This is a genomic window from Streptomyces sp. NPDC059255, assembly GCF_042752355.1.
Taxonomy (GTDB): Bacteria; Actinomycetota; Actinomycetes; order Streptomycetales; family Streptomycetaceae; genus Streptomyces.
Map to the genome: position 1 here is coordinate 88719 of NZ_JBHYZP010000013.1, position 25718 is coordinate 114436.

11 protein-coding genes are annotated in these 25718 nt (G+C 73.5%); 5 read left to right on the plus strand and 6 right to left on the minus strand.

Annotated elements, in window-relative coordinates:
* Positions 1–13 precede the first annotated feature (13 nt).
* A complete protein-coding gene (locus ACFXKG_RS17470; RefSeq protein WP_384839053.1) occupies positions 14–9784 on the minus strand; it encodes an amino acid adenylation domain-containing protein in 9771 nt (3256 codons plus the stop codon).
* Entirely contained in the window at positions 9781–13983 is a 4203-nt protein-coding gene (locus ACFXKG_RS17475; RefSeq protein ID WP_384839057.1) for an amino acid adenylation domain-containing protein, read from the minus strand. The genes ACFXKG_RS17470 and ACFXKG_RS17475 overlap by 4 nt, the downstream gene beginning before the upstream one ends.
* Positions 13984–14683: 700 nt before the next feature.
* Between ACFXKG_RS17475 and ACFXKG_RS17480 the strand changes: the two genes are divergently transcribed.
* A complete protein-coding gene (locus ACFXKG_RS17480) occupies positions 14684–15883 on the plus strand; it encodes a low temperature requirement protein A (RefSeq protein WP_384839060.1) in 1200 nt (399 codons plus the stop codon).
* A 22-nt stretch (positions 15884–15905) separates the two neighbouring features.
* Here the strand turns inward: ACFXKG_RS17480 and ACFXKG_RS17485 are convergent, their stop codons facing one another.
* The 4 genes from ACFXKG_RS17485 to ACFXKG_RS17500 all read right to left on the minus strand — a co-directional run bounded on the left by ACFXKG_RS17485 (position 15906) and on the right by ACFXKG_RS17500 (position 19004).
* Entirely contained in the window at positions 15906–16328 is a 423-nt protein-coding gene (locus tag ACFXKG_RS17485; protein WP_384839063.1) for a hypothetical protein, read from the minus strand.
* 5 nt (positions 16329–16333) lie between these two features.
* Positions 16334–17143: an amino acid ABC transporter ATP-binding protein gene (locus ACFXKG_RS17490; protein WP_384839066.1), complete on the minus strand. Its 810-nt coding sequence runs from the start codon at positions 17141–17143 to the stop codon at positions 16334–16336.
* Positions 17140–17961 carry an amino acid ABC transporter permease gene (locus ACFXKG_RS17495; RefSeq protein WP_384839298.1) on the minus strand — a complete coding sequence of 274 codons (822 nt, stop codon included), beginning with the start codon at positions 17959–17961 and terminating at the stop codon, positions 17140–17142. Before ACFXKG_RS17495 ends, ACFXKG_RS17490 begins: the two co-directional genes overlap by 4 nt.
* A 149-nt stretch (positions 17962–18110) precedes the next feature.
* On the minus strand, positions 18111–19004 hold the full coding sequence (locus tag ACFXKG_RS17500) for an ABC transporter substrate-binding protein (RefSeq protein WP_384839069.1): 894 nt from the start codon (positions 19002–19004) through the stop codon (positions 18111–18113).
* 156 nt (positions 19005–19160) lie between these two features.
* Here ACFXKG_RS17500 and ACFXKG_RS17505 point away from each other — a divergent pair, with 156 nt between their 5' ends.
* The 4 genes from ACFXKG_RS17505 (at position 19161) to ACFXKG_RS17520 (ending at position 25683) form a co-directional block, all read left to right on the plus strand.
* Positions 19161–19712 carry a DinB family protein gene (locus ACFXKG_RS17505; protein ID WP_384839072.1) on the plus strand — a complete coding sequence of 184 codons (552 nt, stop codon included), beginning with the start codon at positions 19161–19163 and terminating at the stop codon, positions 19710–19712.
* A 458-nt stretch (positions 19713–20170) separates the two neighbouring features.
* Positions 20171–21124 carry a hypothetical protein gene (locus tag ACFXKG_RS17510; RefSeq protein WP_384839075.1) on the plus strand — a complete coding sequence of 318 codons (954 nt, stop codon included), beginning with the start codon at positions 20171–20173 and terminating at the stop codon, positions 21122–21124.
* 231 nt (positions 21125–21355) lie between these two features.
* The gene (locus tag ACFXKG_RS17515; protein ID WP_384839078.1) at positions 21356–22339 is read left to right on the plus strand and encodes a sugar phosphate isomerase/epimerase family protein; all 984 of its coding nucleotides are present in this window, start codon (positions 21356–21358) and stop codon (positions 22337–22339) included.
* A 44-nt stretch (positions 22340–22383) separates the two neighbouring features.
* Positions 22384–25683, plus strand: a complete 3300-nt coding sequence (locus ACFXKG_RS17520; RefSeq protein ID WP_384839081.1) for a PQQ-dependent sugar dehydrogenase — start codon at positions 22384–22386, stop codon at positions 25681–25683.
* Positions 25684–25718 lie beyond the last annotated feature (35 nt).

Below are 25718 nucleotides of genomic sequence, written 5' to 3' on the forward strand. Positions count from 1 at the left end.
AGCCCCGGCGCCGTCAGCCCGTGCGGGGGTCTCCGTACGCGGCCGCGTTGATCGCCTCGGCCACCGCGGCCACGTACGGCTGCCGGACCACGCCGTAGTGCGTGGTGTCGAGCGGTTGCCAGGAACGGAGCTCCGGGAGGTACGGCCCCCACAGCGCCCGCTGTTCCTCCGGCGACCCCGCCGAGGGCATCCCCGCCACCGGCCGCCCCGCCGGCCACATCCGGGTGGGGGTGACCGCGAGCCGCCGCACCTCGTGCCCGGCCATGCTGCGCAGATTGGCCCGGCAGCACGCGGCGAGCCGCTCGGCGTAGGCCCGCGCGGGCGCACCGGCCGGCGAGTCGCCACTGTGGCCGAGTTCGGCCGCGAAGACCGTTTCGAGCTGGGTCTCGTCGTACGCCTGGAAGCCCGCGCCGGCGCCCGGGGGCGGCGGGTCGAGCAGGTCGAGGGCGGCCACCGGCCGGCCCGCCGCCTCCGCCTCGGCGGCCATCTCGGCCGCCACCCACGCGCCGAAGGACCAGCCGGCCAGGCCGATCCGCCATTCCTCGGCGGGGAAGCGCGCGAGGAGCGCCGCGCGGTAGCGCCGGGCCCGTTCGGCCAGGGGCCACGCCGGCCCGCCGGGCCGGCGCAGCGCCGGGTCGGCGATGAGGCAGACGGTCAGCCGCGGATCCAGGGCCGAGACCAGCGACCGGTAGGCCTGGATGTCACCGCCGACCGGGTGCACCAGGCACAGCACCTCGCGCCCGGGGGCATTCCGGTTGGTGCCCTCCTGCCAGACCTCCAGCTGCACGTCGATTTCGCCGGACCCGGACCCCGACACCGGGGCGAGCGGTGTCCCTTCCGCGAGTGCCCCGGCGGGGGAGTGTCCGTCGTGGGCCGCCCCGGCCAGTCGCGTCAGGATCTCGTTGAGCGAGACCCGGTGGCTGAGCCAGGACAGTTCGAGTTCGACCCCGAAGTGCCGTTTGACCTCGCTGATCAGGTCCAGCATCGTCAGCGAGTCGGCGCCCAGGTCGTAGAGCGGGAGGTCCGGGTCGAGCCGGTCCACCCCCATCCACTCGCACAGCCGCTCGGTGAGCAGCCCCACCGCGACCTCCGTGGGCGTGGTCGCCGCCTCCCTCTCGGCCGCCGTCTCCGGTCCCGTCGCCGGAGACTCGTAGAACACCCGGGACGCGTCGAGATCCGTGGTGGAGACGAGGAGTTGCGGCAGCCGCAGTGCCACGGCCCGCCCGAACAGCCGCTTGCCCTCCGCCACCGTCAGACCGACCGCGAGGTGCGCCTGATGACGGGCGTCCGGGTGCGGGACGCGCAGGGCCATGCCCGACTCGCGCCACACGTCCCAGTTGACGGTGAGCCGCGCGGTGTTCCCGCCGTCGCCGGACCGGTGGTGGGCGAAGCCGTCGAGCAGCGCGTTGGCCGCGGCGTAGTCGAACTGGCCGACGCCGCCGAGCAGTGCCGACATCGAGGAGCAGTAGACCGCGAGCCCCGGCGCGTACCGCTCGATCAGCCGCTCCGTCAGCAGCGCGCCCCCCGCCTTCGCCGCCGTCGCGGCGCGCGTCGCGGTGGCGTCACGCCGTACGATCAGGCCGCCCGCTCCCGCTCCGGCCGCGTGGATCACACTGTCGAGCCGCTCGGTCCGCGCCCCGATCAGGGCCAGGGTCTCCGCGGACGCCGCCTCGGCGAGATCCGCCGCGATCAGCTCCACCCGGTCGGCCCAGGGTGCCAACTCCCCGGGGAGCACGGGGTTCCTGGCCAGCAGGAGGACCCGGCCCGCGGTACGTTCCAGCAGCCAGGCCGCGACGGCGCCGCCGATGCCGCCCGTGCCGCCCAGGACGAGGTGGACGCCGTCGGCGCCCGCCGCGACGTCCCCGCCGAGGGGGTCGGCCGGGCCGGCCGCGTCCGCCCGCACCGGCAGGGTGGTCCGCTCCCACCAGAAGCCCTGCCGCAGCGCGAGCTGCCCGGGCGTCCGGGGCGCGGCGCCGTCGGTGGCGGCCAGCAACGCGGCCACCTGCGGCGCCCAGTCGGCCGGATCCGGGCTCGGCAGGTCCAGCCAGTGCCCGGCCGCCGCGCCCTCCTGCGGGGCCACCTCGACGGCGCCGGCCAGCAGATTCGACTCCGGCCGCCGTACGGGACCGTCCACCGGCCGGGCCCCGTACGACAGCCACCAGGGGCGCAGCCGTACGGTGCCGGGACCGTCCGCCACCGCCCGCAGCAGCGCGGCCGGTGTGTCGAGGCAGGCCCAGTGGGCGCGCTCCAGTGTGTCCGCGCCGACCGGTCCGGTGAGCCCCAGCGGCAGCGCGTGGAGCCACTCGACGACGATGCCTTCGTCGTTCCCGCCGCCCCCGCCGCTCTCTTCCGTCAGCGCGTCGAGGAGGGTGCGCAGGGACGCCGGGTCGGCCGGGTCGACCTCGAACCCGCCGTCGTCCCGCCGGGCGAAACCACCGGCGGCGGCGACCCGTACCACCCGGGCGTGGACCGATTCGAACGCGCGGACCAGCTCCGGCCGTACCGGACCGTCCGTCAGCACCACCACGAGCCGGGAGGTGCGCGACGCGGCCGTGGTGGCGGCGTGGCGCAGCCGCACCCACTGGGGCTGGTGCAGCCACGCGGTCTCCGGGAGGCGTTGAGGCGTCTCCGCGACCGCGGCCCCGGCCGACGGCGTGGTGACCTCTGCGGCCGTCTCTCCGGCCGGGGCGGCCGGCGGCGCGGCGCGCGCGAAGTCGTACTCCTCCGTCGCGAAGGCGGGCGGCGGGAAGTCCCACGGCGCCTGCGCGGGACCTTCGGGCCAGTCGATCGCCTGCCCGGCCGTCCACGCCGCCACCAGCTCCGCCGCCGTCCGGCCGGTCGCCGGGATCGCCGCACCGGTCCGGACCTCGTCGGCCGAGGATGCCGCGTCCGCGGGCACGGCGTCCTGGGCCGCGGTACGCAGCCACTCCACGGCGCCGGCCGCGTCCGGGCAGACCGCCGCGAGCCGCCGGCGACGGGCCGGCCGGCCCGCCTGCACATGGCGCAGGACCTGGCCGTACGCCTCGGGCCGTGCCGTCAGGTAGTCGGCGATCCGGGCGGCGTCGGCGCGCAGCGCGCGCTCGCTGCTGCCCGACAGGGTCAGACAGGGCGCGATGGTGATCGGCACGACCGGCGCGACGGAGGGGACGAACGCGGCGGGTGCGGTGGACGCGACCGACGAGAGCGGCGAGAGCGGCGGCACCGCCGTGCCCGGTGCGAACGAGCTCGCCCGCGCGGCCCCTTCGACGATGACATGGGCGTTGGTGCCGCCGATGCCGAAGCTGCTCACCGCCGCCACCCGGTCCCGGCCGGCGGGCCAGGGCTGTGCCTCGGTCGGGATGTAGAAGGGCGTCGGATCCGGGCCGATCCGCGGATTGAGGGCGCGGAAGTCGGAGTGCGGCGGGATGAGACCGTGGTGCACGGCGAGGGTGGCCCGGATCAGCCCGACCACACCCGCCGCCGCCCCCAGATGCCCGATCTGGCTCTTGACCGAACTCAGGGCACAGCGGCCGGACTCCGTCATGTCGAACGCCTGGCGCAGCGCGCCGACCTCGACCGGGTCGCCCAGGGTGGTGCCGGTGCCGTGCGCCTCGACATAGCCGAGGTCCGCGCCGCTCCGGCCGCCGCGGCGCAGGGCGGCACGGATCACCTCGCGCTGGCCGGCGAGGGAGGGCGCGCTGTAACTGAGCTTGTCGGAACCGTCGTTGTTGAGGGCCGAGCCGGTGATCACCGAGTAGACCGTGTCGCCGTCGCGCTCGGCGAGGCTCAGCGGCTTGAGCACCACCACGCCGACACCGCTGGCGCCGACGGTGCCGCTCGCGTCGTCGCTGAAGGGCCGGCAGTGGCCGTCCACCGAGAAGATGTGCTGCGGCCGGTAGCGGTAGCCGTCGGTCAGTTCCATGTCGATCAGCACACCGCCGGCCAGCATCACTTCCGCGTCGCCCTGGCGGAGCAGCCCGGCGGCGAGGTGGACGGCCACCAGCGAACTGGCGCAGGCGGCCTGGGCGGTGAAGGCGGGACCGGTCAGCCCCAGGTGGAAGGCGGCCTTGGTGGCGAGGAAGTCCTTCTCGTGGTGCAGGGCGAGCCGGAAACCGTCGGGCAGGAGGGCGGGGTCGGCCTCGCGCAGCATGGCCTGGAAGTACGTGTTCTCCCCGGCACCGGCGACCAGACCCACGCGCCGCGCGGACGGATCGGCGATCCCCGCGTGCGCCAGCGCGTCCGCGCAGCTCATCAGCAGATGACGCTGCTGGGGGTCCATCAGCCTGGCTTCCTGCGGGCTGAGGGAGAAGTGGCCGGGGTCGAAGGCGAGCGGACCGTCCAGCTGGCTGCGTGCCCCGACGACACCCTCGGGCGCGTCGAAGTAGGTGATGCCACTGCCGCCCGATCTCACCATCTCCCAGAAGGCGCCCAGATCCGGGGCGCCCGGCAGCCGTACCGCCATGCCGATCACGGCGATGGGTTCCGTGGCGGGGACAGCGGGCCGGCCCATGGTGAACGGGGATGGGGATGGGGACGGGGAGGTGGATGTGGACGTGGGCGTGGGACTGGGGCCGGGCTCCTGGCCGTCGCCGTCGAGGAAGCGGGCCAGCGCGCGGAGGGTGACATGCTCGAACAGGTCGGCGACGCCGAAGCTCAGGCCCAGTTCGGTGGTGCAGCGCAGATGGAAGCGCATCAGGCCGAGGCTCGACGCTCCGGCGTCGAAGAAGGTCTGCTCGGGACCGATGGGCGAGCCGGTCGCCGTCTCGAAGGCCGCGGCCAGACGTGCCTCCAGACGTGCCTCCAGACGTGCCTCCAGCCGGGCCTCCGGACGGGCTGTCAGGGGGACGGCCTCGGTGTCGCGGGGCAGCTCCGTACCGGGGGCCCGCAGGGCGCCGTCGCGGTCGAGTTTGCCGCTGGGGGTGCGCGGGAGCGTGTCCAGCCGCCGGAACCGGTCGATCCGTACATGGGACGGCAGCAGCGTCGCGAGATGGGCCGTGAGTTCCCGGACGGTCGGCGTCCCGTCCACCGGTGTTCGCGGCGGAGCCGTTTCCGCCGTGGGCCCCTGGCCGCCGCGGAACTGGAGGCAGGCCACCAGGTGTCCGCCGTCGCGCACCACCACGGCCTGGACGATCTCCGGGTGGCGCAGCAGGGCCGCCTCCACCTCGCCCAGCTCCAGCCGGTGGCCGCTCAGCTTGATCTGCTGGTCGTCCCGCCCCCGGTAGTGCAGCAGGCCCTCCCGGTCGAAGGAGGCGCGGTCGCCGCTGCGGTAGAAGAGGCCGAGGCCGGGCACCTCCACGAACCGCGTCTCGTTGAGCGCCGGGTCGCCGAGGTAGCAGCGGTCGGCCATGGTGCCGCCGATCAGCAGGTCGCCGGTGCATCCGGGCGGGACCGGCTCGCCCGCCTCGTCCACCACACGCAGCACCGCGCCCGCGACCGGCCGCCCGATGGCGGGACGGTCCGGCCAGCGCGCCGGGTCGCCGTCGAGGCGGAGCGCGCTCACCACGTGCGTCTCGGTGGGACCGTAATGGTTGAAGAGCCGCGCACCCGGCATGCCCGCGAACCAGCGGCGGATCGCGTCGGTGCACACGAGCTGCTCGCCCGCGGTCACCACCTCGCGCAGCCGCGCCGGGTACCGGCCCAGGTGCACCGCGTGCTCGGCGAGGAGTTGCAGCGCGACGTACGGCATGAACACGCGCTCCGCGCCGGCCGACTCCAGTTGGGCGAGGAGCGCCGGCGGGTCCTGCCGCCAGGCCGGCTGTACGAGATGCAGGCACCCGCCGCCGCACAGGGTGCCGAAGATCTCCTGGAAGGAGACGTCGAAGGAGAGCATGGAGAACTGCTGGGTGGCGGCGGGCCCCGCGAGGCCGCCGGACTCCGCCTGCCACTGGAGCAGGTTGCACAGCGTACGGTCGGAGACCCGCACCCCCTTGGGGTCGCCGGTGGAGCCCGAGGTGAACAGGGTGTACAGCGGCCGGGCGCCGTCGTGCGGTGGTACGGGCGGGGCGGCGGCCGTCGACAGTGTGACGGTGTGACGTGCGATGCCACCCGGGTCCACGGCGTCGAACGCCGCCTCGCCGCCGGTGGCGAGCAGCACGCAGAGCGGATCCACCCGCTCCAGGATCCGCCGCAACAGGGCGGGCGGGTACGACGGGTCGAGCGGTACGACCGTCAGGTTGAGCCGCGCCAGGGCCAGCAGCGCGACCACGTGCTCGACCGAGGGTGCGAGGTGGAGCGCGACATGGCAGGGGCGGCCGTCGTTCTCCGGCAGCGGATGGGCGGCGAGCAGCTCGGCGGCGAGGGCCCCCGCGCAGGCGTCGAGTTCGGCGTAGCCGACGGTGCCGTCGGCGCTGCTCAGGGCGGGCGCGCCGGGCGTCCTGGCGACCTGGCGGGCGAACCCTTCCGCCACCGTGGTCCAGGCCAGGGACGCCGCCGTGCCGCGCCCCGGATCGGGCAACGCCCGGCGGTACGGGGCCGCCAGCTCGGCCGGTGTGGTGGTCGCCCCGTCCGCGAGCAGATCGAGACCGCGCGTGAACAGGTCGGCCAGCGCGGCCACTTCGGCCGCCGTGAAGTGGCCGCCGGCGTACTCCCACAGGCAGTCGAGGCCGTCCCCGCGCTCGACCACGGAGAGGGTCAGCGGGCACTTGGCCTCGGCGGGCGGCCACCACAGCGGCCGGGTGGCGCACCGCGGCAGGGCGAGCGCGCCGAAGTCGGTGTTCTCCAGGACGAACAAGAAGTCGAACGGCGACGAACCGGCCCCGGTGGCCCGGTCGGCGAGGACATCGGCCAGGGCCACGTCCTGCAGCTCCAGCACCGCACGCGCCCCGGCGCCCAGGCGCGCCACCTGGCCGCGCAGGTCGGCGCGGGGTGCGACGGCCGACGGCAGCAGAACCGTGTTGGCGAACATCCCGACGCTGTCCTCGAACTCCCGCACCGGCCGGTTGGCCACGGGTCCGGCGAGGCGCGGCCGGGTCCTGCCGGTCACCCCGTACAGCGAGCACGCGAAGACACCGAGCAGCAACTCGAAGCGGGTCAGACCGAGTTCGGTGCAGAGCCGGTCCACGGAGGCGCGGCGCGCGGCATCGAGCGAGGTATGCAGCAGCCGCCCGGGGGAGAAGCCGCCGACGCTCTCCGGCACGGCCTGCTGCTCCGCCGCCGCGCCGGGGCCCGCGTAGTGGTCACGCAGGGCGCGGCGCTGCTCCTGGTAGGCGGGGCCGGCGAACCAGTCGCGCTGCCAGACGGCGTAGTCGAGCGGCGTCGGCGCCTCGGACAGCGACAGGGACAGGGGCAGGGACGGGGGCAGGGACCGGGACGGGGGCAGGGGCAAGGACGGCGGCAGGGACCGGGACGGGGGCTCCGCCGGATCCGGTGCGTCCGGGGTCTGGGGGGCGGCCGTGTCCCGGAGTGCGGTCGCGTACCCGGCCGACAGATCGGCCAGCAGGACATTGAGGGACCAGCCGTCGACCGCGATGTGGTGCAGTTGCAGGAACAGCACACCGCCGCCGCTCCGCGGCAGCCAGCTCGCGCGCAGCATCCGGGGCTCGGCCAGATCGAAGGGCCGGCCGAAGAACGCGTCGGCGAAGGCCCGTACGGGGCTGTCCTCGTCGGCCAGGTCGTCAACGGCCATGTGCGGGTCGGGCGTGTGCGGGCCGGGCGTGTGGGGGCCGGGCGTCTCCGGGGCGGCGGTATCCGGAACGACCGTATCCGCCGCGCTCCAGGGGTCGTACGGTTCGCCCACCACCTGACGCAGCCCCTCGGGGGCCGCCTCGAAGCCGGTGCGCAGTGCCGGATGACGGGCGACCAGCCCGCGCAGGGCCCGGCGCAGCGCGACCATGTCGACCGTACCGTCCACCCGGAACGCCTGGCCCACGTGGTAGGCCCGGGAACCGGGGGTGCGCTGTTGCAGGAACCACAGGCGCTGCTGCTCACTCGTGGCGGGCGCGGTCCAGGCCCCGGACGGGGCGGCGGGCACCGGGTAAGTCTGTGTGGTCTGCGTGGCCTGCGTGGTCTGTGTTGGTTGCGTGTCGCCGATCGCGTCGGCGATCCCGGCGAGACTCCCGTCGAGCACCGCCGTCTGGGGCAGCTCGCGGCCCCAGCGCCGCCGTACCTCGAAGCGGAGCCGCAGGGCCTTGAGCGAGTCCCCGCCGAGGGCGATCCAGCGGTCGTCGAGCCGTACGTCCGGTACGCCGAGGATCCCCGCCGCCAGGTCGAGCACCGCTCGCTGCCGCGTGGTGACGGTCCCCGGCTCCGCACCGCCGTCCGGGCGCCAGGGCGGGGTGTGGAGGCCCAGCAGCGCGGCCTGGTCGACCTTGCCGTTGGCGGTACGGGGAAGGGCGCCGACGCGGTGGAGGCGGTGCGGGCGCATGTAGGCCGGCAGCCCGGCCGCGAGATGGCGGTCGAACTCCTCGAAGGACACCTCCCGCCCGAACACCACATACGCCAGCAGCTCGTTCGGCCCGTGCTCCCCCTCGCGGCGGGTGCACACGTAGGCCTGGCGGACCGCGGGATGCGCCACGATCCGCCGCTCCACCTCGCCCGGCTCGATCCGGAAGCCGCGTACCTTCACCTGGCGGTCGGCGCGCCCGATGTACTCGATCACACCGTCGGCGTCCGCGCGCACGAGGTCGCCGGTGCGGTAGTAGCGCGTACGGCCTCCGTCGTGCCACGGGAGCCGGACGAAGCGGCGCGCCGTCTCCTCGGGGAGACCCCGGTACCCGGCCGCCAGGCCCGCGCCGGAGAGCAGGAGTTCGGCCGTTTCGCCGGGCGCGGCCGTCCGCTCCGTACCGGGCACCACCAGCAGGGTCCCGGTCTCCGGCAGCGCCCGCCCGATCGGTATGCGGTCCCCCTCGACAGCACGCGGGATGGGGTGGCACAGCGCGAACGTGGTCGCCTCCGTCGGCCCGTAGACGTTGTGGAGCCGGGTCGCGCTCGACGCGTTGTGGGCGTACCAGCGGCGTACCACGGCCGCGTTGAGCTGCTCGCCGCCCACCAGGAGCTGACCGACCCCGGCGAAGCAGTCGGGCACCGTGTCGACCACGGCGTTGAACAGCGCCGTCGTGACGAACGCCGTGTCGATGCGCTCCCGCACCAGCGCCGCCGCCAGTTCGTGCGGGGTACGGACGGCCTCGTCGCCGAGGATCACACAACGGCCGCCGGTCAGCAGCGGCACCCACACCTCGAAACTCAGGGCGTCGAAGGCCGGGTTGGCGAGGCAGGCGTAGCGCGCGCCCTCGGCCGGGGGCCGGAGGTAACCGGGCCGGGCGAGCGCGAGGCGCAGGATGCCCGAGTCCCCCAGCTCGACACCCTTGGGCACGCCGGTCGTTCCCGAGGTGTAGAAGACGAAGGAGACCGGTGCGACCGGTGCGTCGGTGAACGGCGGCTCGGGATCGTCCTGTTGCGTGAACTCGCCCGGCTCCGTGGTGAGAAGCCCGGCGACCGGCAACGGCCGTACGGAGTCCGGGAGGCCGTCCGGGGGCGTCCCGCCGTGGAGCACCACCACACTCGCCGAGTCGGTGAGGATGTGGCGGCGCCGCTCCGGAGGGCTCTGAAGGTCGAGGGGGACGACCCGGGCGCCGAGGCGCAGGACGCCGAGCATGGCGCAGACCTGCTGCCAGGAGCGGGGCAGAGCGAGGGCCACCGCCTGGCCGGGACGCACCCCGGCGCGGCCGAGCCCCCGGGCCACCGCCTCGCCCGCCGCGGCGAGTTCGGTGTAGTCGAGCCGCCGCTCCCCGTCGCTCACGGCGATGGCCCGCGGGGTGCGCAGGGCCTGTTCGTACACCGCACGCGCCAGTCCGGTCGCCGGTCTCATCGTGCCTCCAGCGTGGTGGACGCGAGCCGGGTCAGCTCCGCGGTGATCAGCTCCGCCACCCGTGGCAGCGCGTCGCTCTCCAGCATGTCCCAGTGGCCGCACGCCACCGCCTCGGTCAACAGCCTTTGTCCGGACCGCCGTTGCCAGAACTCCCGTACGCGGGAACCGTCCTCGCGGTCGGTGGCGTCCGCACCGTCCGGGGTGGCCTGGACGAACACCAGCCGGGCCGCCGACGGTGGCGGGAGATAGTCCCGGGCGGTCATCCGGTTGTGGTTGTAGACCCGGAAGTACCGGTCGATCTGGTCGTCCTCGATGCCCGGGTACATACCGTTGAACCGGACCAGTTTCTCCCGGAACTCGGCCGCGTCCACCGGTTCGATCGCCGCGCGTTCCACCGCGTCCTCCGTTCCGTGGGTGTCGAGCAGGACCACACTGAGCCGCGGGTGCCCGGCGGCCGCCAGCCGCCGCCCCATCTCGTGGGCGACCAGACCGCCGTACGAGAGCCCGCACAGGACCAGGGACTCGCCGGGCAGCGGATCGACGCGTTTCAGATACGCCTCCGCCATGGCCTCGACGCTCGGCAGCGGCAGCTCGCCCGCGTTGATGCCGGGGGACTGGATGCCCTGGACGCCGACGCTCGCGGGCAGCGCGGCGGCCAGCGGCAGATAGCAGAACGCGGTGCCGCCGGCCGGATGGACACAGACCACCCGCCGCTGCCCGTCACCGGCGCGGAACTCGACGAGGTGATCGTCCCGGCCGCCCGGCCCCGGCTGCCCCGTGCCGCCCTTCCGCAGCCGCTCGGCCAGCGCCTCGACCGTCGGGTGCAGGAGGATCTCCCGGATCGGCAGGTCCTCGCCGAACTCCTCGTGGACGGCGTGGGCCACCTTGATCGCGGAGATCGATGTGCCGCCCAGGTCGAAGAAGTTGTCGGTGATGCCGATACGGGGATGGAGCAGCAGCCTGCTCCAGATCCGGTGGAGCGCCATCTCGACGTGGTCCCGCGGGGTGGCCGTGTTGACCTGGGACGGCGGGGTGGCGCGGGAGCGCTCCAGCAGTTCCGTACGGTCCAGCTTGCCGCTCCGGTTCAGCGGCAGCCGCGGGAACTCGACGAAGACCGAGGGGATCAGGTAGTCGGGCAGCCGTTCCGCCAGCGCCGCCCGCCACTCGTGCGCGGGCCGGGGCTCTCGGGGCGGCCCTGCGGCGGTGTCGCCCCGGCCGATGCCCGCCACCAGGCGCGGCTCACCCGGGCCGGTACGGTCGGCGAGCACGGCCGCCTCCCGCACCCCGGGCAGGGCCAGCAGCGCCGCCTCCACCTCGCCGGGTTCGATCCGGAAGCCGCGCAGCTTGATCTGGTCGTCCACGCGTCCCGCGTACACGGCGTTGCCGTCCGGCAGCCACCGGGCCAGATCGCCCGTACGGTACATCCGCTGTCCGGGCACGAACGGGTCGGGCACGAACCGCTCCGCCGTCAGGTCCGGGCGGTGCGCGTACCCCCGGGCCAGGCTCGCGCCCGCGACGAAGACCTCGCCCGCCACCCCCGGCGGCACCGGCCGCAGCCGCTCGTCCAGCAGATAGAGCCGGGTGCCCGGCAGGGGCCTGCCGATCGGGCAGGGCCGCTCCAGCGGCCGGAAGTCGGTGTACGCCGTGGTGTACAGCGTCGCCTCGGACGGCCCGTAGCCGAAACAGACGCGGAGCCCGGGCAGGACCTGCCCCATCCGGTACAGCGCCGCCTCGGGCAGGGACTCCACCCCCGTCAGCAACTGCCGCAGAGCCAGCCCCGCCAGGCGCTCCGCCGGATCCTCGTCGATCCACTTGACGTAGGCCGGGGGCAGGAACGCCTGCGTGACGCGGTGCTCCCGCAGCCAGCCCATCAGCGCCCGCGGGTCGCCGCGCAGCTCGTCGGGGACCAGATGCAGTACGGCACCGGTCGTCAGCGGCAGGAGGAGTTCGTGCACCGAGCCGTCGAAGCCGATGCTCGACCAGGCCGACGCCGCCTCGCCGGGGGCGTCCCCGAACCGCGCCAGCCACTGGTCGAACAGATTGGTCACGGATCCGTGCGTGACCACGACACCCTTGGGGCGCCCGGTCGAGCCGGAGGTGTAGATGACGTACGCGGGATCCGACGGGCGGACCGCGACCCGGGGAGCGCCGTCGTGCCCGCCCCCGTCGTGCCCGCGTCCGTTGGGCCCGCCACTGTCGTGCCCGCCCTCGCTGTCCGCGCCCTCCGCCTCGACCGTGGTCAAGGACCACCAGGGGTCCGGCGGTGCCGCGAGATCGCTCAGCACCAGCGCGGGTACGGCGTCCTCCACCATGGCGGCCAGCCGCCCGGCCGGCTGGCCGGGGTCGAGCGGCAGATAGGCGGCGCCCGCCGTGAGGATGCCGAGGACCCCCACCACCAGCTCCGCCGACCGCCCGGTGTGCAGACCCACCACCTGGCCGGGGCCGACTCCACGGGCCCTCAGGGCGCGGGCCAGCCGGTCGACGCGCCGCCCCAGCGCGGCGTAGTCGAGCCGGGCCCCCTCGTGCACCACCGCGGCCCCGGCGGGGCGGCGGCGTACCTGGGCCTCGAAGCGCTCGACCAGGGAGGGCGACGGAGGGCCCGGGGGGACTGCCGCCGGTGGCCAACTGCCTTCGGCAGTACTCCAGTTCGACAGCAGCTCCCGCTGCTCCCGCGCGTCCATGAGGGGGAGGTCCGCCGCCTCACGGTCGGGCTGCTCGGCCAGCCGCGCCAGCACGCGGGGCAGGTAGCGCGCGTACCGCTCGACCGTCTCCCGGTCGAACAGGGCGCTCGCGTAGTCCAGATCACCGACGATCCGGCCGTCCTCCTCCGTCAGCGCCAGCACCAGGTCGAACTTGGCCGGCGCGTACGGGATGTCCAGCGGCTCCGCCGCCACACCGGGCAGCTCCAGCAGCCCGCGCAGCGACGGCACCCAGGCGAACATGGTCTGGAAGAGCGGCGAGTACGCGGGGCTCCGCGGCGGGTTGACGAGTTCCACCACGCGCTCGAACGGCAGATCGCTGTGGCGCAGGGCCCCGCGGAGCGCGCCGCGCACGCGGTGCAGCAGGGCCGCGCCCGTCGGCGATCCCGAGAGATCGATCCGGAGCGCGAGGGTGTTGACGAAGAAGCCCATCAGACCGGCGACATCGCCGCGCCGGCGGTTCGCCGTCGGTGCGCCGACAACGATGTCGGACTGCCGGGTCAACTGCCCGAGCACCACGGACCAGCCGGTCAACAGCGTCGAGTACAGGGTGACGCCGTGCCGCCGCGCGAGGTCCTTCAGCGCCGCGGTGAGTTCCGCGTCGATGCTGACCCGGACCCGGCCGCCCCGGTAGTCCTGCTCCGGAGGGCGGGGCCGGTCGGTCGGCAGCTCCAGCAGCGGCGGGGCACCGGCGAGCGCCTCGGTCCAGTAGGCGTTCTGCGCGGCCAGCTCCGCCCGGGCGGCGGGCTCCTCGCCGGACAGCCACTCCCGCTGCCAGGCGGCGTGGTCGGAGTACTGCCAGGTCAGCGGCGGCAGTACGGTGGCGTCCCGCGCGTCCGGTGCGTCCCGCGTGCCCGGCGCGTCCGGTGTGCCCTCCTCGGCGCGGTCGGCGGACGCGTCGTACGGGGGCCGCTCACCGCGTACGAACGCGGTGTAGAGCAGGCCCAGTTCACGCAGCATGATGTCCCGGGACGCCCCGTCGAAGACGATGTGATGCACCGTGATGAGCAGGACGTGGTGGTCCGCGCCCAGCACCAGCAGCCGGCCCCGGGCCAGCGGGCCCCTGGCGAAGTCGAAGGGGGCGGCGGACTCCTCGTACCGCCGGGCGGCGAGCCGGGCCTCCGCGTCCGGACGCCCCGTCAGGTCCTCCACCACGAGGGCGAAGCCCGTGCCGGGCGGGTCGATCCGCTGGTACGCCTCGCCCTCCCCGGGCACGATCCTGGTACGCAGCGACTCGTGCCGGGCGACCAGCGCGTCGAGCGCCCGGCGCAGCACCGTACGGTCCAGCGGCCCCCGCAGGGAGAAGGCCACCGGCTCGTTGTACGCCTCGCCGGCCCCCTCCAGCTGCCCCAGCATCCACAACCGCTGCTGTGCCGCCGACAGGGGAGCCGACGTCCCCCGCCCCGTGTCCGGCTCATCGCCGCCGGGCGGCGGAACGGCGCGGGGCGGCGGAACGGTCGTGGCGCGGGAGGTGTGCGAGGAGCTGTGTATCGCCGACATGACCAGCCCTTTCCCCTGGGAGAGGCTCAGTGGGGGATGAGATCGCGCGGGTGGGTGGTGTGCAGGGGCGCGCCGCGGACGTCGTCGTCACGCGGGGTGTGGACCGCGCCCGCCTCGGTGCGTCGAGGCACCGCCGGTCGTTCTCTGCCAGTGCCAGTGCCAGTGCCAGTGCCAGGGTGCGTGTGCGTGGCAGTGAGGAGTGTCGATGGGGGTGTCGATGGGGAGCGGTGTCGGTGTCGGTGTCGTCAGTGCGGGTGTGCGTGTGCTGTACGTGTGCGGGTACGCGTGCGTGCGCGCGTGCATGTCGCCGACCGGACGCCGGGCCACCGACGGCCCTTCGGCGCCACTGGCTCGATGATGATTGGACAGGATTCTGATCATGTCAATGGTTGCCCGGGGCAGGGAAACGCCTCGCCCCGCCGAGGTTTCGGACGGCAATCGATCCTGCGGCAGCGGAAGTTGACCCGACGGAACAGCCTCATACGGAGGTGACGGGTCCGCGTGGCCGCCCCGCCCCGGCCGGCCGGGAGGACCCGGGGGCTACCCCGTGGTGCCCATACGTTCCCGTCACCCTGCCCTTCCGGGCAGATGCGGGGCGCCGGGCGGGGCGGAACCGGGGCGCCGGGGTTTGGCGGCGCCGCACGTGGGCATGGAGCGCGCCTTACCCGCCCGCCGCGTGCCGCTCTGGTGTGCTGGGCCCATGACGCCGACCACAGCAGCGGGGCCGCTGCGCCGGATGACCGCGCGCAGCCGTACCGAGGCGCACCGCACCGCGACCCCGCTGGAACTCTTCTTCGACCTGTGCTTCGTCGTGGCGGTCGCCCAGGCCGGGGCGCAGCTCGTGCACGCCCTCGCCGAGGGGCATCCGGGCGCCGGGATCACCGGCTACCTCTTCGTGTTCTGGGGCGTGTGGTGGGCCTGGATGAACTTCACCTGGTTCGCCTCCGCCTACGACTGCGACGACGTACCGTACCGGATCGCGGTGCTCCTCCAGATCTGCGGGGTGCTCGTCTACGCCGCGGGCGTGCCCCGGGCCTTCGTCGACAACGACTGGAGTGTCACCCTCCTCGGCTATGTGATGATGCGGGTGCCCCTGACCGCGCAGTGGCTCCGGGCGGCCCTGTCGGAGCCCGCGGGGCCGGCCCGGCGTACCGCCGTGCGCTACGCGGCCGGCGTGGCGCTCTGCCAGGTCGCCTGGGCGGCGCTGCTGGTCGCGCCGGCATACCTGAGGCACTGGCTGTTCCTGGTCCTGGCCGCGGCCGAACTGCTGGTGCCGGTGGTCGCGGAGCGGCACCACCGGACGCCCTGGCACCCGCACCACATCGAGGAGCGCTACGGTCTGTTCACCCTGATCGTGCTGGGCGAGACGATGTCCGCCGCGACCGTCGCCGTCCAGGAGGCCCTGGACGAGAGCGAGGCGCTCGGGGAACTGCTGCCCATCGCCGCCGGGGGCGTTCTCATCGTGTTCGCCGCGTGGTGGGTCTACTTCGCGGTTCCCGCGCACGAGCGGCTGACCAGCAACCGGCAGGCGTTCCAGTGGGGATACGGGCACTTCGTCATCTTCGGGTCGGCCGCCGCCATCGGCGCCGGGCTGGAGGTGGCCGTGGAACACGCGGTGGGCAAGGCCCCGATCTCCGCGCTCGCCGCCTCCGCCGCCGTGACCGTACCGGCGGCGCTCTTCCCGTTCACCGTCTGGCTGCTGCACGCACGCCACTTCAAGACCGGTCCCGCGCAGCAACTCGTCCTGCCGGTCGCGGCCTTGGCGACCGCCGCCTGCACGTTCGCGGGCACCTGGGCCGTACTCGCCGCCGGTCTGGTGGCGGCGGCGAGTGTCGCGGTCGGGGTGACGCTGGCCGAGCGCCCCGGGCGGACCGCCCGGGGCGCCGTGCGGCCGGGATGACCCGAGCCGGCGGGTGACGTGGTCAGCTCTCCGTTCCCGCGGCCCGGTGCACCGTGTCGCCGGACCTGATCACCAGATTTCCGTCGGCCTGGAACACGAGGACCGCTCCTTCGTGGCCATCGCTCCGGGAGGCCCACAGGGGCCGCCCGCCGCTGTTGTGGACGACCGGATTGCCGTCCGGCCGGAAGCGGGCGTAGTTCCCCTCGCCGCCGGTCATCGCGGCCCAGCGCGGCTTGCGGTCCTGATCGTAGACGACCAGGTTGCCGTCCTCCTGCATGACCGGAGTCCGCGCCCCGGCCGCCACCGACTCACCGGTGGCCAGCTCGAACATGGCCCGCACGACCTTGAGCGCCGCGCCCTTCTCCTGAGGCGCTTGGGGTGCCGGGGTCTCCTGGGGCTCCCCGGGCTCCTGGACCGAGGCGGACGGCGTCCGCCCCGCGGCCACCGGCCCTAAAGCCGCCCCGCCTCGACGATCCGGCGCAGGAACCGCCGCGTACGGTCCTGTTGAGGTGCGCCGAAGACCTCCTCCGGGGTGCCGCGCTCCAGCACCACTCCCGCGTCCAGGAAGCACACCTGGTCCGCGACCTCGCGGGCGAATCCCATCTCGTGGGTGGCCAGCACCATCGTCATGCCGTCGCTCTTGAGCTCCCGTACGACCGACAGCACCTCACCGACCAGTTCGGGATCGAGCGCCGCCGTGATCTCGTCGAGGAGCAGCAGCCGCGGGCGCACCGCGAGGGCGCGGACGATGGCGGCGCGCTGCTGCTGTCCGCCGCTGAGCCGGTCCGGGTACTCCTCCGCCTTGTCGCCGAGCCCGAGCCGCGCCAGCAGTTCACGGGCGGCCGCCTCGGCCTCCTCCCGGGGGACGCCGAGGACCCGGCGCGGCGCGAGGGTGATGTTCCGGAGGACCGTCATGTGCGGGAAGAGGTTGTACGACTGGAACACGACGCCGATCCGGCGGCGCACCGCGTCGGCGTCGGCCCGCGGATCGGTGATCTCCTCCCCGTCGAGGAAGATCGCCCCGTCGTCGATCTCCTCCAGCAGGTTCGCGCACCGCAGCAGGGTCGACTTGCCGGAGCCGGAGGCGCCGATCAGCGCGGTCACGGTGTGCGGGGCCACGTCCAGGGTGACGTCGCGCAGGACGACCCGGTCGCGCCCGAAGCTCTTGCGCACGGATTCGAGGCGCAGGACGGGGGTGGCGCCGGCGCCGGGCGTGCCCGGCGCGGGTACCGGCGTGACGTCCGGGGCGTCGGCGGTCATACGGTGCCTCCTTGCGCGCGGCGGCGGTCCATCCGGGCGGTGACCCAGTCCGTGAACCGGGTCATCGGGATCGTCAGCGCGACGAAGACGAGCCCCGCGACCACGTACGGCGTGTAGTTGAAGTACTTTCCGGCGATGATCTGCGCCGCGTACACGGCGTCCACGGCCCCCGCGATCGAGACGAGACCGGTGTCCTTCTGGAGCGACACCAGATCGTTGAGGAGCGGTGGCACCACCCGCCGTACCGCCTGCGGAAGCACCACGTACCGCAGGGTCCTGGCCCGGGACAGCCCCAGGGAACGGGCCGCCGCCCGCTGGGAGGGATGCACGGACTCGATGCCGGCCCGGAAGACCTCGGCGACATAGGCGGAGTACGTCAGGACGAGCGCGGTGCCGCCGAGCAGCACCGGATCGGTGGTGACGCCCTGCAACCGCAGCGCCGGCACGCCGAAGACGACCATCAACAGGCAGATGATCAGCGGCAGTCCGCGGAAGAAGTCGGTGTACGCGGTGGCCAGCACGCGGACCGGGAAGAAGACCGGGCCGCGCAGGGTACGGGCGACGGCCAGCAGCAGCCCGAGGACGAGGACACAGACGCCGCAGACCGCCAGCAGCCGGAGGTTGAGCAGCAGCCCTTCGAGGACCCGGGGCAGCGCCATCCGGGCGTACTCGGCGCTGAAGAAGGTCTCGCGGGTACGCTGCCAGCCCGGCGAGCCGGTGATGACCACGAAGAGGACGGCGCCCGTGACCAGGGTGGAGAGCGCGGCGACGGCGGTGGCGCGGCGGGCCCGGGCGCGCTTGTACCGCTCGCGCTCGATCCGCCGCGCCGACGGCGTGTACGGATCCTTGGCGCCCGCGTCCCTGCTGTCGACGCGCCCGCCGTTGCCGTCCGTGCCGTTTCCGTCCCTGCCGTCCCCGTCCGTGCCGTCCCCGTCGGGGGACTTCTCCACGCGGACGCCTTCGCCGGTCACTTGAGCACCGGCACGTCGACGGCGTCGGAGAGCCACCGCTTCTCCAGCGCCGCGAGGGTGCCGTCCGCGCGGAGCGTGTCGACCGCCCGGGTGACACAGGAGGTCAGCGCGCTGCCCTTGTCGAGGACCAGCCCGAACTGCTCCGCGTCGCCGGAGGAGCCGGCGAACTGTCCGACGACCTTCGCGTCGGGGACCTCGGCCGAGGTGATGTAGAAGGCGGTCGGCAGATCGACGACGATCGCGTCGACCTGGCCGTTGCGCAGCGCCGACTTGGCGAAGTCGTTCTTCTGGAAGACCGCGGGCTGCCGCGACGGCCTGATGACCTCGTCGACCGTGTCGAGACTGGTGGTGCCGACCTGGGCGCCGAGCTTGGCGCCCTTCAGCGCCGCGGCGTTCTTCGCGCCCGCGAACGGCGACGACTTCAGCGCGACGACGGCCTGACGGACGTCGTAGTAGCCGGAGGAGAAGTCGACGGCCCGCTCGCGTTCGTCACTGATGGAGACCTGGTTGATGTCGAAGTCGAAGCTCTTGGCGCCCGGCGCGAAGGAGTTGTTGAACGGTACGGTCTTCCACACCACCTGATCCGCCCCGTAGCCGAGGGCCTTGGCGACGGCGTACGCGACGGCGGACTCGAAACCCTTGCCGCTCGCCGGGTCGTCGTCCTGGAACCAGGGGGCGTAGGCGGGTTTGTCCGTTCCGACCGTCAGCTTGCCCTTGGTCTCCGTGGCGAGCCCGCCCGCGGCACAGCCGGAGCCGGACGCGGACGCCGACCCGGACGTGCCCGCCGGCGTACCGGCGGCCGGCGGATCGTCCTGTGGGGCGCACCCCGTGGCGGCGGCGACCGTGAGGGCGAGGACGGCGGGGAGGAGGCTCCTGGCGGTGAGGCGCATGGCGGGAGAGTGCCATCGTGCGGGGGCGTCTGTCGAGATCAGGGCATTGCGGCCGGGTGAATTCCGCCGCGGGTCACCGGCCGCCGGCGCGGGGTGGCGCCCGGTGGCTCGTAAATGCGTTTGCCCGGTGATCGCGGACGCTGTCAGGCTCTGCGGGTGACGACAGCCCGAGCCGGTCTGCTGACCCGCCAACTGGACCTGACCTGGTCCCTGTTCGAGTACTACCTGCGGGATCTGGACGACGCCGCCTGCCTCTGGGAACCGGCGCCGGACTGCTGGACCGTGCGCCCCGACGGCCGGGGCGGCTGGGCGGCCGACTGGGAGACGACGGAACCCGACCCCGCCCCGGCCACCTCGATCGGCTGGCTCACCTGGCACATCGGCTACTGGTGGACGACCACCCTCGCCCACTGCTTCGGGCCGGGCGCGCCCGCGCGCGAGGAGATCACCTGGCCGGGCGGCGCCGATGCGGCCGCGGAGTGGCTGCGCGGGCTGAAGGACGAGTGGCGCGCGGCGCTGCTCCCGCTCACCGACGGCGAGCTGGACTCCACCGACCGGACCGCCGGGCTGCCCTGGGGAGAGGAGACGGCCCTGGTCGACGTCGCGAGCTGGGTCAACTTCGAACTGGCCAAGAACGTCGCGGAGATCGGCCTGACCCAGCGCTTCCACGCGCGGTCCGGGACCGCGGACCGCCAGGCACTGACGTAAGCCTACGGCTCGTGCGGCTCGACCGGATGTCGTTGCGCCGTCGCGTTCGCATACCGACCCGTTGTGGAGGCTTTCCACCGGTGTGACCCCACACCGGTGGAAAGCCTTTTCTTCTGAGCGGCAGATCTTTTGACGGATGATGAGAAAGTTCCAGAGATTCGTACCGAACCTCTGGACAGCTCCCACACGGCGTCCTAATGTCTCGGCCCACCGGACAAGTGTTTCGACGCGGTAACACCGCAGCCGCCCGGCGTTCACACGAACGCCCTTCACCACCTGAGTCTTTCCACGTCTCTCCCCCCACGGTCGGGCCCGGCCCTGTCCGGCCCCGTCCCGAGGCGCTGCGCGCCCGCCGTCCAGGCGGTCGCACGCTCACTCACTGTGCAGCACCCCCGTCGACATACGGGGTCTCGGTCGCGCGAACGCCGCGGCCGTCACCGCAGCGGAAGGGATACGACATGAAGGTACGCACGTTCATCGCCACGGCCTCGCTGGTGGCCTCCGGAGGGATCGTCGCCTTCGCCGGCTCCGCGCAGGCGGCCCTCTACACCACCTGTGTCGGGGACGGCGGCGCCGTCACCGTCAACGGCGATCTGGTCGTACCGGCCGGGAAGTCCTGCACCCTGACCGGCACGAAGGTCAAGGGCACCGTGACCGTCGAGGACGGCGCCGACCTCGTCGCCGCCGGAGCCACCTTCAACGGCGCCGTCAACGTGGGCGGGAACGCCTACCTCGACCTCACCGACACCACCGTCAAGGGCACGCTGACCACCAGCGCGGCGTTCGGCGCCCACCTCCAGGACAGCACCGTCAAGTCCGGCATCGCCGCCACCGAGGGCTTCGTGTACGCCGTCGACTCCTCCCTCGGCGGGACCGTCAGAGCCGAGTCGGGCGAGCTGTACGTGTCGGGCAGCACCCTCAGCGGAGCGCTGACCGGGGACCGCAACCAGTACACCGACGTGTACGACAGCACCGTCAAGGGCGCCCTCACGGTGAGCGGGAACACCCTCGGCGGCGTCCTCTGCGCCAGCGAGGTCCAGGGCAACACCGTGTACAAGGACAACGCCGACGCCCTCCAGCTCGGCGGCGAGGGAGTGCTCGGCTCCTGCCGCGGCGCCACGTACCTCGGGGGCGACCTCGCCGTCACCGGCAACACGGCCAACGCCGTACTCGACAACACCATCGTCCGGGGCGCGCTCACCGCCACCGGCAACACCCCCGCGCTCAAGGTCGGTGACCTGGCCCGGGTCCGTGGCGGCATCACCGGCGAGACCGCCCCCGCGGCCTCGTCCGCCCGCCTCGCCAAGCAGGCCCCGCGGGACCGCGGCAACGAACTCGCCGAGAAGGCCGCGGAGCGCGCCGCCGAGGCGCGGGCCGACGCCCACGCGGCGGGCGACTCCCGGCTGAAGTGAGCCCCGGCCGCTCCTGACGGGACACCGTCCGGCGCGCCGCCCGTCCCGCACTCCGGTACGCCGGCCGGCGCGTCGTTCCGTACGCCCCCGGGAGGGCCCGCCTCCGTCACCGCGCACACCACTGCCCCCTCCGTCATCCCCGACGGCTCCGTCCACACCCCGGCACCCCCCCACACGCCCACGCCGCCACCTCGCCGTGACGACACCCCCGCCCATCCCTCAGGAGTGACCATGGGCCACCTGCACAAGTCCTTCGACCGCAGGGACTTCCTGCGCGCCACCGCCGGCACCACCGTGGCGCTCGCCGCCGCCTCCGTCACCGGTGCGGCGGCCACCTCCGCCACCGCCGCCCCGAGCACCGCCGCCAACCGCGGGCTCACCATCCCCAAGGACCGCATCGGCATCCAGCTCTACAGCATCCGCGACAAGGTCGCCGCGCTCGGCTTCGCCGTCGTCTTCGCGGAGCTGTCCCGGATCGGCTACCGCGAGGTCGAGTTCGCCGGGTACACCCAGAACACCGACATCCTGGGCCGCCAGATCACCGTCCCGGAGATCCGCCGGCTCCTCGACGACAACGGGCTCACCGCCGTCGGCAGCCATGTCGCCATCGGCAACCTGCGCACCAACCTCAAGGCCGAGCTGGACGCGGCACAGATCCTCGGCATGCCGCACATCGGGACGGCCAACGCGCCCTCGAACCTCAACACCGTCGCGGGCTACCGTGCCGCCGCCGACGAGTTCAACACGTGGGGTGCGGCGGCCACCGCGCGCGGCCTCAAGCTCTACCAGCACAACCACGCGGGCGAGTTCGCCTTCGCCACGGACAAGCCGTCCGTACGCCTCTACGACGTCTTCCTCAAGAACACCGACCCGCGCCACGTCTACCTGGAGCTGGACATCTACTGGGCGTACGTCGGCCAGTACCGCTACCCCGGGTTCGATCCGGCCGCGTACGTCCGTAACCAGCCCTACCGCTACCCGCTGTTCCACATGAAGGACGGTGACGCCAACCCGTCCAACGTGAACGGCTTCGACATCGTCGAGTTCGGCGCCGGGGACCTGCCGTACGAGCGGTTCATCCGCGACATCGGTCCGCGCGCCGCCCACATCGGCATCTGGGAACAGGACACGGCCCCCAACACCCTGCCCAACCCGCCGGGTTCGCTCGGTGCCGCCGAACGCAGCTTCGCGGCGCTGCACGGGCTCCTCAGCTGAGGCCCGCCCCTCCACCCGCCAGCGACCGAGGAGACGCATTCACCGTGCACCGTTCCCTGAGACGCCTGATGGCAGGGGTCCTGCTGACCGCCCTGCCCGCGCTGGGTCTGGCGGGCCTCGCCCCCGCCGCCCAGGCGCACGAGAACCACGAACACGCCCTGGACTGGGGCAACTACGAGAAGACCACCCTCACCAAGGACACCGGCGAGCCGATCGACCTCGCCGTGCTCCCCGACAGCCGGGTGCTGCACACCGCGCGCAACGGAGATCTGCGGCTCACCGACCCCGGCACCGGGGTGACCAAGGTCGTCAACCACATCAACGTGTACCAGAACTCCGAGAACGGGCTGCAGACCGTCACCCTGGACCCGGACTTCGAGACCAACAAGTGGGTCTACCTCTACTACTCCCCGCCGCTCGACACACCGACGGGCTCCGCCCCGCTCCAGCTGCCCGCCGGGCAGACCGACGCGTACTGGAAGCAGTGGGAGGGCTACGACACCCTCACCCGCTTCAAGTGGACGGGCGACGAGCTGGACCTGTCCACCGCCCAGGAGATCATCCGCGTCGACGCCAACCGCGGCCAGTGCTGCCATGTCGCCGGTGACGTGGACTTCGACGCGGACGGCAACCTCTACCTCTCCACCGGCGGTAACACACCGGCGTCGGGCCCCAACGTCAACGGGTACACACCGATCAACGACGCGGCCGGCTACAACCCCGGTCTCGACGAGCGCCGCGGCGCGGGCAGCACCAACGACCTGCGCGGCAAGATCCTCCGTATCAACGTGAAGGAGGACGGGAGTTACACCGTCCCCGAGGGCAACCTCTTCGCGCCCGGCACCCCGAAGACCCGCCCCGAGATCTTCGTGATGGGGCTGCGCAACCCCTTCCGTCTGACGGTGGACCGGGCGACCGGCGCCGTGATGTGGGGCGACTACGGCCCCGACGCGGGCACCGCCGACCCGAACCGCGGCCCCATGGGGTACGTCGAGTGGCAGACCACCACCAAGCCCATGAACGGCGGCTGGCCGTACTGCACGGGTGACAACTCCCACCCGTACCGGGACTTCGACTTCGCCACCCTCACCCCGGGCCCGGCCTTCGACTGCGACGCGCCGGTCAACGACTCGCGCTGGAACACCGGCGCCTCCGTGCTGCCCCCGGCCACCCCGGCCACCCTCTGGTACGGGGACAAGGACAGCGACCAGCCCTGGCCCGAGCTGACCGCCTTCCGCGGTCCCGGCGGCCCCGGCGGCCAGGCCCCGATGGCGGGGCCGGTCTACCACTACGACGCGGACAACCCGGCCCCGGGCAAGTTCCCCGCGTACTGGGACGGCAAGGCGTTCTTCGGCGAGTTCTCCCAGGACTACGTCGCCGCCTTCACCCTCGAAGGCCCCGACGGCCCGGTCAGCAAGCTGGAGAACGTCCTCCCCAACAGCGAGCGGTCCGCGACCGGCAACCCGCCCTGGGACAACCCGATGGACCTGGAGTTCGGCCCCGACGGCGCCCTCTACGTCCTCGACTACGGCGACGGCTTCTTCCGCCAGAACCCCGACGCGGGCCTCTACCGGATCGACTACGCCGAGGGCAACAAGGCGCCCACCGCCGTGATCAAGGCCGACGTCACCTCCGGACAGGCCCCCCTCACGGTCAACTTCAGCGCCACCGGCTCCAGCGACCCGGAGAACGGCGCCCTCACCTACCAGTGGGACCTGGACGGCGACGGCACCTTCGACGCCACCGGCCCCACGGCGAGCCGGACCTACCCGGAGAACGGACAGTTCCAGGCCCGCCTGAAGGTCACCGACCCGCAGGGCAAGAACGGACTGACGAGCCGTCAGATCACCGTCGGCAACACCGCGCCCACCGTGCAGATCACCTCACCGCCGGACGGGGGCTTCTTCAACTGGGGCGACGCCGTGCCGTACGGGATCTCCGTCGACGACCCGGAGGACGGCGCCACCCCCGACTGCGCCAAGGCCGCCTGGACCTTCGGCCTCGGACACAACCAGCACGGCCACCCGGTCAACAGCGGCACCGGCTGCTCGGGCGCCGTCGTCACGCCGTCCGACGCCGGGCACGGTGACACCGAGAACGTCTTCGGCGTCCTCGGCATCACCTACACGGACAAGGGCGCGAACGGCGTCCCGCCGGCCACCGGCGACGCCCAGGTGGTCCTCAACCCGGCCCTCATGCAGGCCGAGCACTACGACTCCGCGGACGGGGTCACCATCACCGACGACACCACCGCGTCGGGGCAGCGCAAGGTGACCTCCTTCGACGCGGGGGACTGGATCGCCTACGACCCGGTCTCCTTCGCCGGCATCACCGGGGTGCAGACCCGCGCCTCCGGCGCCGGAAAGCTGGAGCTGCGCTGGAACGCCGCGGACGCCGCGCCGTTCGCCACCGTCACCGTGCCGGCGGGCGACGGCTGGCAGAGCGTCACCACCAAGCTGCCGGACGCCCCTTCTGGCAGCGGACAGCTCTACGTCACCACCTCCGGCGGCGTCGACCTCGACTCCCTGACCTTCCAGGGCGCGGGCGTCGCCGACAAGACCCCGCCGAAGGTCGCCGCCACCCTCGACCCGCCGCGGCCGAACGGTGCCAACGGCTGGTACACCGGCAACGTGTCGCTGAACGTCACCGCCACCGACAACGGCACCGTGAGCAGCCGCCAGTACTCGGTCGACGGCGGTACGACCTGGCTGTCGGCGAACGCCGCCGTCACCCTGTCGACGGAGGGCACCACCACCGTCCGCTACCGGGCCACCGACAGCGGCGGCAACGTCTCCGAGACCGGCACCCTGACCGTACGGATCGACCGCACCGGCCCCGCCGTCACGGTCACCGGCCTCGACGCCGACGGGGTGTACGGGGACTCCCAGCGCCCGAAGCCCGTGGTCACCGCCACCGACGCGGTCTCCGGCGGGGCCACCGCGACCACCACCCTGGACGGCGCCCCGATCACCCCGGGGCAGCCGCTCGACCTGTGGCGGCTGCCGCTCGGCGGCCACGACCTCACGGTGAAGGCCGTCGACCGGGCGGGCAACACCACGACGAAGACGGTGCGCTTCACCACCCGCGCCTCCTTCGACGACCTGGCCGCGCTGATCCCGCGCCTGAGCGCCGACAAGCTCGTCACCGATCAGGGCAAGCAGCGCCTGACCGTCCGGCTCGACCAGGCACGCGGGCACGCCGAGGCGGGCAGGATCAGCCAGGCCCGCGCGGTCCTGGACTCCTTCGCCGCCTCCGCCGAGGACACCAAACTGGTGCCGGACGCGGCGGCGGGCGCGGCCCTCGCGCGGGACGCCAAGGCCGTGAGGGGAGGGCTGACCGGCTGACCGCCCAGGATGCACCACCGAGCTGCCCCGCCCCC